This window comes from Patescibacteria group bacterium (assembly GCA_041650995.1).
Lineage (GTDB): Bacteria > Patescibacteriota > Patescibacteriia > XYB2-FULL-38-15 > XYB2-FULL-38-15 > JAHIRI01.
In genome coordinates this window covers 519,691-532,302 of the sequence record JBAZJZ010000001.1, presented here as the reverse complement: position 1 = coordinate 532,302, position 12,612 = coordinate 519,691, and the positions used below count along the sequence as shown (strand labels likewise).

11 protein-coding genes and 1 tRNA gene are annotated in these 12,612 nt (G+C 40.4%); 6 read left to right on the top strand and 6 right to left on the bottom strand.

The window, feature by feature from the left end:
* Window positions 1-43: 43 nt before the first annotated feature.
* Window positions 44-1,525, bottom strand: coding sequence for a RelA/SpoT family protein (locus WC445_02855; protein MFA5128885.1), 1,482 nt, complete (start codon window positions 1,523-1,525; stop codon window positions 44-46).
* A gap of 338 nt (window positions 1,526-1,863) precedes the next feature.
* Here WC445_02855 and WC445_02850 point away from each other — a divergent pair, with 338 nt between their 5' ends.
* Entirely contained in the window at window positions 1,864-2,163 is a 300-nt protein-coding gene (locus tag WC445_02850; GenBank protein ID MFA5128884.1) for a hypothetical protein, read from the top strand.
* Window positions 2,164-2,268: 105 nt separating this feature from the next.
* Here WC445_02850 and topA read toward each other — a convergent pair whose 3' ends face one another.
* From topA to WC445_02825, 5 genes are all read right to left on the bottom strand, one after another.
* Window positions 2,269-4,482 (bottom strand): type I DNA topoisomerase, encoded by a 2,214-nt coding sequence (gene topA / locus WC445_02845; GenBank protein ID MFA5128883.1) that lies wholly within the window; start codon window positions 4,480-4,482, stop codon window positions 2,269-2,271.
* 156 nt (window positions 4,483-4,638) lie between these two features.
* Window positions 4,639-5,739, bottom strand: coding sequence for a DNA-processing protein DprA (gene dprA / locus WC445_02840; protein ID MFA5128882.1), 1,101 nt, complete (start codon window positions 5,737-5,739; stop codon window positions 4,639-4,641).
* A 322-nt stretch (window positions 5,740-6,061) separates the two neighbouring features.
* Window positions 6,062-6,634, bottom strand: a complete 573-nt coding sequence (gene pth / locus WC445_02835; GenBank protein ID MFA5128881.1) for an aminoacyl-tRNA hydrolase — start codon at window positions 6,632-6,634, stop codon at window positions 6,062-6,064.
* Window positions 6,635-6,641: 7 nt separating this feature from the next.
* Complete coding sequence (gene der, locus WC445_02830; protein MFA5128880.1) at window positions 6,642-8,003, bottom strand: ribosome biogenesis GTPase Der; 1,362 nt, start codon at window positions 8,001-8,003, stop codon at window positions 6,642-6,644.
* Window positions 8,004-8,009: 6 nt separating this feature from the next.
* Window positions 8,010-9,455, bottom strand: a complete 1,446-nt coding sequence (locus WC445_02825; GenBank protein MFA5128879.1) for an LCP family protein — start codon at window positions 9,453-9,455, stop codon at window positions 8,010-8,012.
* A 216-nt stretch (window positions 9,456-9,671) separates the two neighbouring features.
* Between WC445_02825 and WC445_02820 the strand changes: the two genes are divergently transcribed.
* The 5 genes from WC445_02820 (at window position 9,672) to WC445_02800 (ending at window position 12,583) form a co-directional block, all read left to right on the top strand.
* Window positions 9,672-9,748: transfer RNA gene (locus WC445_02820), tRNA-Val, on the top strand.
* Window positions 9,749-9,785: 37 nt separating this feature from the next.
* The gene (gene lepB / locus WC445_02815) at window positions 9,786-10,421 is read left to right on the top strand and encodes a signal peptidase I (protein ID MFA5128878.1); all 636 of its coding nucleotides are present in this window, start codon (window positions 9,786-9,788) and stop codon (window positions 10,419-10,421) included.
* Window positions 10,422-10,427: 6 nt separating this feature from the next.
* Window positions 10,428-11,810, top strand: coding sequence for a histidine--tRNA ligase (gene hisS, locus WC445_02810; protein ID MFA5128877.1), 1,383 nt, complete (start codon window positions 10,428-10,430; stop codon window positions 11,808-11,810).
* Window positions 11,811-11,864: 54 nt separating this feature from the next.
* Window positions 11,865-12,116 carry a hypothetical protein gene (locus WC445_02805; GenBank protein ID MFA5128876.1) on the top strand — a complete coding sequence of 84 codons (252 nt, stop codon included), beginning with the start codon at window positions 11,865-11,867 and terminating at the stop codon, window positions 12,114-12,116.
* Window positions 12,117-12,130: 14 nt separating this feature from the next.
* On the top strand, window positions 12,131-12,583 hold the full coding sequence (locus tag WC445_02800; protein MFA5128875.1) for a GatB/YqeY domain-containing protein: 453 nt from the start codon (window positions 12,131-12,133) through the stop codon (window positions 12,581-12,583).
* The last annotated feature ends 29 nt before the right edge of the window (window positions 12,584-12,612 follow it).

The following is a 12,612-nucleotide window of genomic DNA, read 5'->3' as shown; positions in this document are numbered from 1 at the left end:
AAACCACCTGCCAAATCGGCGGGTGATTTTTATTTTAATTTTTTTACTTTGTTTTCAGTCGGCTTTTAATTTTATGCCGGGCGGCGTTGGTTTTTACAAATTTCAGCCAATCGGACGAAGGAGTTTTTCTATTTTTATCAATTATAATTTCCACGACGTCGCCACTTTGTAATTTTGTATCAAGTTTTGTCATTTGCTCATTAATTTTAGCGCCAGCGCATTTGTCTCCAAGATCAGAGTGTAGGGTATAGGCGAAATCAACCGGCGTGGAATTTTCTGGTAAATCAATAACATCGCCTTTTGGCGTGAAAACAAAAATTCTGTTTTGGAAAACATCAATTTTTAAAGATTCTAAATATCTTTGATTCTCTTCAAATTCTTTTTTCCACCTTGTCAGTTCTTTAACCCATTTTAAATCTTTTGCAACGGGCATTGATCCTTTTTCGTCATAATACCAGTGCGAAGCAATACCAAATTCGGCTTCTTCGTGCATTTTTTTCGTTCTGATTTGGAATTCCACGATTTCACCGTCATCGCAAAAAACTGTAGTGTGAAGAGATTGATAGCCGTTTGGTTTTGGTTGAGCGATATAGTCCTTGATGCGTCCTTTTAATGGTTTCCATAATTGGTGAATAATACCCAAGACCGTGTAGCATTCAGCCACTGTTTCCACAATCACTCGAAGGGCGACTAAATCATAAATTTTTGAAAGATCGTCATATCCTTTTTGCTGTAATTTTTTATGTATACTCCAAAGACGCTTGGTTCGGCCGTGGATCGAATAAACTTTAATCCGCTGTTCACTGCTCTTTTCTCCTGGTGCGCCTAAAGAAAAATTGGCAATGGTTTTTAAAAGTTTTACCCTTATTTTTTTCAAATATTCTTCTTTGGCTTTGTAGCGCGGCGCAACTTCTTTTCTTAATTTTTCAAAATCTTTAGGATAAAGGTGGGGAAAAGATAGATCTTCGAGACGACCTTTTATTTCACCCATACCGAGACGGTTTGCGATTGGGGCATAAATTTCCATTGTTTCCATGGCAATGCGTTTTTGTTTTGCCGATGGCTGGGCTTCAAGCGTTTCCAAATTATGCAGCCGATCAGCGAATTTGATGAAAATCACTCGGACATCTTCGGCCATAGCTATAAACATTTTGCGCAAATTTTCTAAATACCGTTCCATGCCGCGATATTTTATTTTTCCTAGTTTAGTAATTCCGCGGACCATGAAAGCCACTTCTTCGCCAAAGTTGTGTTTTATTTCTCGGATAGAGATTTCCGGGTTTTCCGGACGAGTTTCTTCGGGGATATCGTGCAGGAGACCGGCGATGATAATATCTTGATGTAATTTCATTTCCGCTAAATTCATGGCCGTGGCAAGCGGGTGATTAATATATGGTTCGCCGGAAAGTCGCTTTTGTCCGTTGTGCGCTTTTTTGGCGTAATCAAAAGCTAAGCGCACCAAATCTAGGTCGGCATTTGGCGCGTAGAATTTAATTTTTTGGATTAAATCGTCAATCGTTATCATAACAAATTAATTTTAGATTAAAACGGGGAATTTGTAAATAACCCTTGACAAAATGACAGAAACTATGCTATGATATCTTTGTGATGCTAGGTAAGTCCTTTGTTCCACTTCGTGAAATAGAGGACCAACCCCAAATCAAAACACCCCGCCGCAAGGCGGGGTGTTTATTTTTATTCTTTTTTATGTTTTAATAAAATTGGCGGGGTCCGAGCAACCACCCTAGCATCACCATAGGTTTAGGGGTTACGGTCCGTCTCGGCCCTGTCTTTTTTATTTTTGACAAAATCAGAGAGAGTACTATAGGAAGTGGAGGAATTAATTATTAATTTTTTAAATTTATGACAGAGGGCAGAGAGTCTCCAGTTATAATGGAGGAGGGCGGTAAAGAAAAAATGCGGGCGCTAAGAGATCAGCAATGGATTCTTGAACACGGGGGAGATAGGTTTGGTTTTTCTCCGGAAGAAGCAACGGAATCCCTGGCTATATTAATTCGCCATCAGGGCAGTCTTGAGAAGTTGATGAACGTTGTCGAAAGAGAGAAAGACAGTGAAGAAAAAAAGCGAAAATTGATCAGTGGCTTGGAAGAATTAACTACAGCGTTGAGCCAGGCTCTATCACAGCTCAAAGAACTTAGATAAATTTTGATTATAATAAAAACACCCGGCGGAGGCCGAGGTGTTTTTTGTGTCCTATTATGTTTTTCTCCCACCACCCCTAACCCCTCCTCAGGCAGGAGGGGAAAATTATTTTTTATAATCGCATTCTTTACTGGAACAAGTAACGGTGTCGCCCTTTCCGTAGACCAATAAACTTCCGCACTTTGGACATTTTTCTCCGGTCGGTTTTGACCAGAGAGCGAATTTACAGTCAGGATAACGGTTGCAGGAATAGAAAGTTTTTCCTCTCTTTGAACGCCGTTCCACAATTTCTCCCTTGCCACATTCGGAGCAGGCAACGCCCGTGGACTTCACGAGCGGCTTCATGTTTTTACATTCAGGATATTTTGAACAAGATAAAAATTTTCCGAAGCGTCCGTGTTTTATGACCATGGGCGCGCCGCATTTGTCGCAAACTTCGTCAGTTGTTTCCGGTTCGGCCGGGCCGCCGTCAGTTTGGCCGCTGAGCGATTTGATATTTCGACATTTGGGAAATCCGCTGCAAGCTAAAAATTTTCCATAACGTCCCGTTTTAATAACCATAGGCGATCCGCATTTTTCGCAAACTTCTTCAGTCGGTTCTTCGGCCTTGCTGACATCTTTGTATTTTTGGTCAAGGTTTTCCTTGAATGGCATATAAAATTCTTTAATTACCGGGACCCATTTCTTTTTTCCTTCGGCAATTTCGTCCAGGTCGTCTTCCATGCGAGCCGTGAATTTAAAATCAACAATATTTGGAAAATGTTCCACCAATAAATCGTTCACCGTGAAGGCAATTTCAGTTGGTTTTAATCTTCGTCCTTCAATTTTTTCAACATAACCGCGATCAATAATTGTGGAAATTGTTGGGGCGTAAGTTGATGGCCGGCCGATTCCATATTCTTCAAGCGTTTTGACAAGCGAAGCGTCAGAATATCGGGCCGGCGGTTCGGTGAAATGCTGATTCGGATTTAACTTTAATAATTCCAATAATTCTTTTATTTTGAAAACAGGTAAAATTGTTTCTTGGCTTGTGCCATAAACTTTTAAGAAGCCATCAAATTTTATAGTCAAGCCGTTGGCGCGGAAAGTATAAGAAATTTTTGCGCTGGATTTTTCTGCTTCAATGTCTATAGCTGTGCCAATAAGCGCCCCGTCGGACATTTGCGAAGCCATAGCCCGCCGCCAGATCAGATTATAAAGTTTGAATTGGTGATCATCTAAATAAGGCCGGACGGATTCTGGATCGCGAGCGGCGTCGGTCGGGCGTATTGCTTCGTGAGCTTCTTGCGCGAGTTTTGATTTGGTTGTAAAGCGCCGCGAACTCGGAGCCAAATATTTTTCGCCAAAAGATTTTTTAAGGAATGCTCGCGATTCAGACAGAAATTTTTCTGCGAGATTGACTGAATCAGTTCTCATATAGGTAATCAAACCAACCGAACCTTCGTTGCCTAAATCCACACCTTCGTATAATTGTTGGGCAATGAGCATTGTTTGTTTCGCCGAAAAACCTAAACGGCGGTTGGCATCTTGTTGCAAGGTTGAAGTGATAAAAGGCGGCGGGGGAGTGCGTTTTGTCTCTTTTTCTTCAATATTGACCACGCGATAATTCCGACCTGCCAAATCTTTTAAAATTTTATCGGCTTCATTTTTTGATTTAATTGAAAATTTTTCTAAAACTTTGTTATTAATTTTATTCAATTTCGCGGAAAATTTTTCCTTACCATCATCTTTCTGAAAATCGCCTTCAATATTCCAATATTCTTCAGGAACAAATTTTTGAATTTCCCGTTCGCGTTCAACAATTAAACGGACGGCGACAGATTGGACGCGGCCGGCGGATAAACCTTTGGCGACTTTTTTCCAGAGAAAGGGGGAGAGTTCATAGCCAACCAGGCGATCCAAAACCCGACGGGCTTGCTGGGCATCAACCATATTTAAATCAAGGTCGCGGGGATTTTCTAGGGCTTTTAAGATCGCATCTTTGGTAATTTCATGAAAAGCAATCCGGCGAGCCTGTCCGGTTTTCGGCTTTAATATTTGAGTTAAGTGCCAAGAGATGGCTTCTCCTTCGCGGTCTTCGTCAGACGCGAAGTAAATGAATTTAGCTTTCGCGGCGGATTTTTTTAAATCAGTAACTGTCTTCTGATTTTTTCTCGGCACGACATAATGGGGCGCGAAATCATGTTCAATATCAATGCCCATTTCTTTTTGTGGCAGATCGCGAAGATGACCAAAAGAAGACTTAACTACGAAGTCTTTACTCAAAAATTTACTGATAGTTTTTGCCTTTGTCGGAGATTCGACAATGACTAGATTCATAATTAATTTTTAATTTCTAATATCTAATTTCTAAACAAATCCCAAATTTCAAATGACCAAATTTAGACATTAGACATTTTGTCATTGGACATTTATTAGAAATTAGGAATTAGGCATTAGTAATTTTGGCCTAAACTATTTTTTGATTTTTAATGTTTATTTGCCGAGCACATAGTTCATTCCGCCCAAATTTTTTACCATTCCCTTCATTTCCATAAGGGTTAGTATAGCACCAACTTTGGCTGTGTCAAGGCCTGAGGCGGCGATAAGCTTATCAACGTGAGTCGGTTCGGCCGAGAGATTTGATAAAATTTTCTCTTCTTCTGGGGAGGAGGGGAGAATTTTTTTATTTTGGGTAAAATCGGCCGCTTGGACTAAATTCAGTGTCTCCAAAATATCGCGGACTTCCGTTACAGCTTTGGCACCCAGTTTTATCAATTTATTCGGTCCAACAGAAGTGGGGTTAAAAATACTGCCAGGCACGGCGAAAACTTCGCGATTTTGTTCCAAGGAGCATTGAGCAGTGATTAGGGCGCCGGATTCTTCGGCCGCTTCAATTACAAGCGTGCCAAGAGAGAGTCCAGAAACGATGCGATTTCGGTGGGGAAAATTTCCCGGCAGAGCAACAGTACCCAGGGGATATTCAGAAATTATGGCTCCGCCGGTTTTTATAATTTCCGAAGCCAGAAATCTATTTCCTGTTGGATAAATACTTTCACTATCAATGCCAGAACCGAGCACGGCCACGGTTTTCCCGCCGAGCCGCACGGTTGTTTGATGGGCAAGCGCGTCAACTCCCAAAGCCAGGCCGCTTATAATATTAAAACCATTTTGTACTAATTCGCCGGTTAAAAGTGAGGTTAATTGTCGGCCGTATGTGCTAATTTTTCTTGTGCCAACAACGGCTAAGTTAAATTCATCATCAGCCGGTAGAGTGCCTTTAACATATAAAATCGCGGGCGGATTCCAGATTTCTTTTAGTAATTTTGGATATCCGGGATCGTTTATTGTTAGGATGGAGATGTTTTCTTTAACCAGCTTTTCCCATTCAGCGTCAGGATTAATGATCATTTTTTGAGCCAGAAAATCATGGATAATATTTTCATCAAGTCCGGCTCTTCGCAGATCAGAAAAAGAAGCCGCCCAGGCTTCTTTCATGGAATGGAAAAAATTAAAAAGTTTCATGAGGCGGATTGCGCCAATTTTCGGATATTTGGAGATAGCGACCCAGTATTTTAAGTCGTCTTGGGAGTTCATGGAAGGATATTTTATTTCCAGATAGAGTATGAAAACCGTTGTAAAATCTCGAAGCTTGAGTCTTGACAAAAAACAGCAATTTCTGTTAAGATATCAAGATATTTGAGATTGTGTTTGTGCCTCTGCCTGTGAGCGGTGAACGCGATGATCACCCCTCCTGATCTAGCAAGTAACCATAAGTTAAAGTTTTTTCCGTTTTCGGAATAGACTTTACGCTTGCAGGCAGTGTTACGGACAAAATCGTCGTCACACTCCTCAAATTAAAAGTTAAAAACGAAAAATTAAAAATTTTGGTATCCCGCAGTACTGCGGGATTATTTTTTTAATTAAATTTATTCATCGCCGCGCTAACTCCCTCGGCCAAAATCATAGCGACCGCCTCGGTTGCTTTTTTGGTAATATCGCCGGCGGTTTTTTCTTCGCTTTTGCTAAATTTTTTTAAAACAAAATTTGCCGCGTCAAAATTTTTTGGACGTTCCTTTGGTCCGACGCCGATTTTTAATCGGGAAAAATTTTCCGAATTGAGCGCCGTAATAATCGATTCCACGCCGCGGTGGCCGCCAGACGACCCGTCTTTTTTTACTCTAATTTTCCCGAGCGGCAAATCGATGTCGTCGTGGATTACTAAAATATTATCCGGTTTTATTTTGTAAAAATGCGCGGCGGCGGCAACGGTTTGTCCAGAGTTATTCATAAAAGTGAGGGGTTTTAGCAAAACAATTTTTCCCCCGCCAATCTTTCCTTCGGAAATTTCCGCGTTGAATTTTTTATTTAATTTCCATCCGGAAAAATTTTCATTCTCTAGTTTTAAATTTTCAATTATAAAGAAGCCAGCGTTATGCCGCGTGTTCTCGTATTTTTCCCCAGGATTTCCCAGGCCGACAATAATTTTCATAAAATTATTATTCTTTATTTTTTTTGATATGTCTTACGCCCAATTTTATTGGCGTGCCGGTAAAATCAAAACGTTCGCGGAATTTTTTTTCAATAAATTTTATAAAACCTTCAGGCAGCTCTGCTTTAGAAGTAGTGACGAGATGAAATTTCGGGGGGTTTATCCCTTCCTGGACAAGATTGATTAGTTTTGGCCGCGCGCCCGCGCCGGATTTTTTTCGGCGATGAATAATTGTCCAGTGCTTGGCTAAAGTTTCTTTTAGAAATTTTTTTAAATCTTCAGATTTGATAAATTTTTCTCTCTTATTTTTTATTTCAAGAACAAGGTCAAGAATTTTTCCAACTTTTTCTCCGGTCTTCGCCGACACAAAAACGACGGGCGCCCAATCGAGGTAGGGGAAGAAGCGATGGTAGTAGTCCACAAAAAGATTCATGGTTTTCGGTCCTTCTTTTTTTACCAAATCCCATTTATTGGCAACAATGATGAGACCGGCATTTTTTTCTAAAATCAATTCGGAGAGATGTTTATCTTGCGAGGTCATTTGTTCTTGAGCTTCAGTGATAAAAAGAATAACATCAGCCCGATCCAGGGCGGCAATGCTTCTTCGGACACCAACTTTTTCCAAGCCAGGATCAATTCGCGCCTTCTTTCTCATTCCCACAGTGTCAATTAAAAGAAATGGTTGATCTCGATAAAGCAAAATCATATCCTGCGGTTCGCGGGTGGTAAAAGGAACTTCACTGACGAGAACTCTCTCTTCTCCCAAAAGTGAGTTTAGAAGCGAAGATTTTCCGGCGTTTGGTTTTCCCACAATTGCCACTTTAATCGGTGTCACGGCGGAGATTTCTTCAGGTGTTTTTTCGTCAAATTTTTCTTTTTTTAAAAATTTAAAAATTTTATCAAGCAGATCTCCCGTTCCGGCGCCATTCGCGGCGGAAACGGCCAGGGGTTTTCCGAAAGTAAGTTTTAACCATTCTTTATTTTCTACTTCGTCAAAAAGTTTCGGTGTATCAGCTTTGTTGCCAACCAGGAGAACAGGTTTTTTTAATTTTTTTAAAAATTTCGCGATGGCGCGGTCTTGAGGCATAAGGCCATCTTTTAAATCAACCAAAAAAAGCGCCAGGTCGGCTTTTTGGATGGCAATATCCACTTGTTTTTTTATGCCTCCAGAAAAAAATTCCGCAGCTTCCAGACCGCCGGTATCAACAACTTCAAAATCACGGCCGCGCCAACGAGCTTGACCGTAATTTCGATCGCGAGTTGTTCCGGCCAGGGGGGAGACAATTGCTTTCGGCCGTTCAAGCAGGCGATTAAAGAGGGTTGATTTTCCCACGTTGGCTCGGCCAACAATAGCAACAGTAAATTTCATGGTTATTTAGAAAGTGACGTTTTTACCAAGGATAATTAAAAAGTCAGTTGAATTATTTGCCGCCGTTGTAGAAGAATCAAAAAGGGCGATTTCTCCAGGAGTAGTTGAATTTGTAAGCCATGAGGGAATAGAAAGAGAAACCTCAGCGTTTAATTTTTCTTTTAAAAAATTCAGGTTGTCATTTTTTGCCCCTTCGGTCAGATCGTAAATAATGGTCTTTTCATGGTTTTGTTCGGCGGCGTTACTTACTTTTGATATTTTGTAATCAAATTTTTTGAGCATTTCAGCAGTGCGTGAAGCTAAGCCAGCTATCTTTGTTCCATTTTGAATTTCAAGGTAAGTTGGTTTGGGTTTATCTTCAAAATTTATTTCAGAGGCGACATTAAAAATATTTTTTACTAAAAATTGTATTTCACTGAAATTTCCCGCCCGCGGTTCCAGGACATAGGCGCCGTCAATGTTCGCGGCCACAAGCAGTCCTTCTTGATCGGCGGTTAAAACTTGATGGATAATTTTTTCCGTATCAACGTCGCGCGCCAAGTGGCTCATTCGCACAATTTCCCACATTTCCATATTTGTATCAATGGAATTTTTTACTGCGTCAAAAATACTTTGGATTTTAATGGGATTTAAAAGTGTGCTGAAAGAAAGAATTTTTTCTTTTAAGGCCACGAGAATTTTTTGCTGGCGCCTGCTTCGAGCGAAATCTGATGCTTCGCCATTCGTGCCATGGCGGGAGCGGACGAATTTTAAAGCCGTATCGCCGTCCATTGTTTGCCAGCCTTCTTCAAAGGTAAGAGTTTGATATTTTTCGTCGGCAGTCGGATATTTGTAGTCAGTGAAAGATCGGTCAACATATACAGAAACTCCACCCAGTTTATCAATTAAAGTTTCAAAGCCCTGGAAATCGGCTCGTATATAATAATGTATAGGAATATCCAATACTTCACTTACAACCGCCATAGCAGCTTCACCGCCGCTGCCTTTTTCTTTGGCTTCGGCAAAAGCGTTAACATTATTTATTTTCCGCCAGCCGTAGCCAGACATGGGAACAGCTAAATCGCGGGGGATGGAAATCATGGCAACTTTTTTTTCTTTGGGCTGGAAGCTGGCAACAATCATTGTGTCGGTAAGATACGCGCCATCGTGTCCCGCCCCGCCCATGCCCAGCAGTAAAAAATTTATTCGGCCGTCTTTTTCTCCATTTAAAATTTTATCTTCGCTTCTGATTAACTTTCCAATCTGGCTAACCCACTCGGTAATGTTGCTAAATTCAAAAGTTTGCAGCGCCGCGCCAATTTTTAAAAAGGGATTGAAATTTCCTTTTAAGAAAGTTGTCTGAACCAAAAAAAGCGGGGCGATAACCGCGCAGGCAATCGCCGATTTCCAGAAAATAGACAGACCCTTTTTGGGAGTTGGCGCTAGATTTTTTTCCAGGAGATTTATCTTCATTATTTTTTGAGGTAAAAATTATTTGGTATTTTTCCATTATATAACAAAATCAGTAAAAGGCGAAATTTTAATATTTTTTAAGTTAAAATCGACTATATTTCGGGTATAAAAAATAACTTGCTTTTATAAAGTTCGCGTGCTATAATGTGGATATTAAAATATAAATTTGGTAAAGGCAAGAGAGTCTTGCTTAAATTTTGTTACTTCGTCCCTTGCGGACGATTAGCTCAGCTGGTTAGAGCGTTCGATTCACATTCGAAAGGTCGGAGGTTCGAATCCTCCATCGTCCACCAAAAAAATTTCCTGATATTAATTTAACGTTAATAAATTATGCCAATATTAAATAAAAATTTACCCGAACAAGCTGAACCGCCGGTAGAATCCGGAAATCAAATTAAAAAAGAAAATACTATAAAGCGTTTTACAGAGTATACGTTGGAAATAATAAAGGTGATTTTGATTTCTCTGGCCATCATCGTGCCGGTGCGATATTTTTTAATCCAGCCGTTTTACGTCAAGGGCGCGTCCATGGAGCCGAATTTTTTCGATCATGAATATTTGATTATTAATGAAATAAGTTATCGCTTTAACGAACCGGAAAGGGGAGATATTGTGGTTTTCAAATATCCGCGGGACCCGAGCCAGTATTTTATAAAAAGAATTCTTGGTTTACCTAACGAGACGCTGGAAATAAAAGACGGAAAAATTACGGTTTTTAACAGCGAAAATCGAGAAGGATTACGCCTTGAAGAAGACTATTTAGATGATGATGTTAAAACTTTTGGTGATCGGACGATTTCTCTTGGTATGGACGAGTATTTTATAATGGGCGACAACCGTCTGGCGAGTTTTGATTCAAGAAGTTTTGGCCCGATTAAAAGAGAAAGTATTGTTGGTAAGGTGTGGTTTAGGGGTTGGCCATTCAATAAGTTAAAAGTTTTTGAAACACCCGAGTATAATCAGTAATTAAGTATGGCAAAAAAAGTAAAAATTCAAAAAAAAGCAAAAAAGCCGCGAGTAGCGGTTAAAAAGCAGAAAAAAGGTAAAGCTGTTGGTCCGCAAAAAACAAGAGTTTTTCAGACGCTTCGGGGGATGAAAGATCTTTTGCCGGGAGAATATAAGTATTGGCATTTAGTTAAAACTCGGGCGGAAAATTTTTCTAATAATTACGGTTATGAATTTATTGAGACGCCGATTTTGGAAGAAACAGCTTTATTTAACCGGGCGGTTGGCGGAGAAACAGACATTGTTGGCAAGGAAATGTTTACCTTTACTGATCGCGGCGGAGAAAATGTATGTCTGCGGCCCGAAGCAACGGCTTCTATCGCGAGAGCTTATGTTCAGCATGGCATGATAAATCTTCCGCAACCGGTAAAATTCTTTTATTTTGGTCCGATGTTTCGCCATGAACGTCCGCAAGCTGGCCGGCTTCGATCGTTCCATCAGTTTGGCTTTGAATCTTTGGGTGATGGCAATGCTGTGATTGACGCGGAAATAATTTTTTTAACCTACAACTTGATCCAGTCTTTGGGATTAAAAATTAATGTTCAGATAAATAGCATTGGTTGCTCCAAGTGCCGTGAGTCTTATAAAAATAAATTAGTAAATTATTATCGCGAGCGCCGGAGCTCGCTTTGCGAAGAATGTAAAAAAAGATTAATTAAAAATCCTTTGCGCATTTTAGATTGTAAAGAAGCGGGTTGTGAGCCGTTGAAAGAAGGTGCGCCGCAAATTGTTGATTATCTTTGTGATGATTGTAAAAATCATTTTGTTCGAGTTTTGGAATATCTTGACGACGCGGCTGTTCCTTATAATTTGAACCCATATCTTGTGCGCGGCCTGGATTATTACACTAAAACCGTTTTTGAATTTTTTTCTGAAGAAAATCAGGCTACGGACCAAAAATTAGAAGCTTTGGGTGGAGGGGGGAGATATGACAACCTGGTTGAGATTTTGGGTGGTCGACCTACTCCGGCTTGCGGCGTGGCGCTCGGCGTGGAACGGTTGATTTTGAAAATAAAAGAAAACAACATTGAAGTTCCTCCACTTACCGTTCCGGATATTTTCTTGGCGCAGCTTGGTGAACAAGCGAGAAAGAAAAGTTTTGCCCTGATTGAGGATTTGCGTCGTGCCGGATTTTATATTACTCATGGCTTGACTAAAGAGGGATTAAAAAAGCAGCTTGAAATTGCCAATAAGCTTGGCGCGAAGTACGCGTTGCTTTTAGGTCAAAAAGAAGTGCTTGATGGCACAATTATCATTAGGGATATGGAGGGTGGTTCTCAAGAAATCGTGGATTTTGTTAAGATTGTTCAGGAAATGAAAAAGAAATTAACAAACGGTGTGGTCAAATAATTAAATTTATCATATAATAAAATAATCATAATCTTAAGAAAGAGAGGTGAAAGAATGGCTCAAGAAGTAAAAAGAAAAAGGGGAGAAACTTTTGAAAGCATGATGAGGAGATTTAGCCGTCGCGTTCAGCAAAGCGGAAAATTATTGCAAGCGAAAAAAATCAGATTCCATACATCAGGAAAAAGCCGCAATTTGCAGCGCGCTTCAGCGCTTCGCCGCGAGGAAATCAAAAAAAAACGCGAATACTTGAAAAAAATCGGCAAACTCAAAGACGAGTTTGAAACAAGAAATAAATTTAGAAGGTAAGTTTGTTCTCTACCATGATTTTGAAAGAACAAATCGAAAAAGATTTTGTTGGTGCCCGAAAAGAAAAGAATGAAGCCGTGGTTTCCACCCTCGGCCTGCTTCGGGCCGCGATTTTGAACGCGGAAATTGCCGGCGGAAGAAAAGAATTTGGAGATGATGAAGTAATAAAGGTCATAAATTCCGAAGTCAAAAAACACAAAGACTCGATCGCTGATTACGAAAAAGGCGGGCGGGCTGAGCTAGCGTCAAAAGAAAAATCAGAAATGGAAATTTTGGCAAAATATTTGCCGGCAGAACTTCCGGAAGATGAGCTCAGAAAAATCGTTGAAGAAAAAATTAAAGAGCTCGGCGCTTCTGGCCCGGGAGATTTTGGAAAAGTAATGGGCGCGGTGATGAAGGCGGCCGGCGGAAGAGCAAGCGGAGACGCGGTAAGTAAAATGGTGAAAGAATTTTTAGAGAAAAAGTAAACCAAAACAAAAACGCAAAAGTAAAAAAT

Bases quoted from the DNA above. Each gene is read 5' to 3' on its own strand.
- hisS (MFA5128877.1), top strand. From the start codon at position 10,428: ATGGCAAAAAAAGTAAAAATTCAAAAAAAAGCAAAAAAGCCGCGAGTA.
- WC445_02805 (MFA5128876.1), top strand. From the start codon at position 11,865: ATGGCTCAAGAAGTAAAAAGAAAAAGGGGAGAAACTTTTGAAAGCATG.
- WC445_02855 (MFA5128885.1), bottom strand. From the start codon at position 1,525: ATGATAACGATTGACGATTTAATCCAAAAAATTAAATTCTACGCGCCA.
- WC445_02850 (MFA5128884.1), top strand. From the start codon at position 1,864: ATGACAGAGGGCAGAGAGTCTCCAGTTATAATGGAGGAGGGCGGTAAA.
- topA (MFA5128883.1), bottom strand. From the start codon at position 4,482: ATGAATCTAGTCATTGTCGAATCTCCGACAAAGGCAAAAACTATCAGT.
- der (MFA5128880.1), bottom strand. From the start codon at position 8,003: ATGAAATTTACTGTTGCTATTGTTGGCCGAGCCAACGTGGGAAAATCA.
- WC445_02825 (MFA5128879.1), bottom strand. From the start codon at position 9,455: ATGAAGATAAATCTCCTGGAAAAAAATCTAGCGCCAACTCCCAAAAAG.
- dprA (MFA5128882.1), bottom strand. From the start codon at position 5,739: ATGAACTCCCAAGACGACTTAAAATACTGGGTCGCTATCTCCAAATAT.
- WC445_02800 (MFA5128875.1), top strand. From the start codon at position 12,131: ATGATTTTGAAAGAACAAATCGAAAAAGATTTTGTTGGTGCCCGAAAA.
- pth (MFA5128881.1), bottom strand. From the start codon at position 6,634: ATGAAAATTATTGTCGGCCTGGGAAATCCTGGGGAAAAATACGAGAAC.
- lepB (MFA5128878.1), top strand. From the start codon at position 9,786: ATGCCAATATTAAATAAAAATTTACCCGAACAAGCTGAACCGCCGGTA.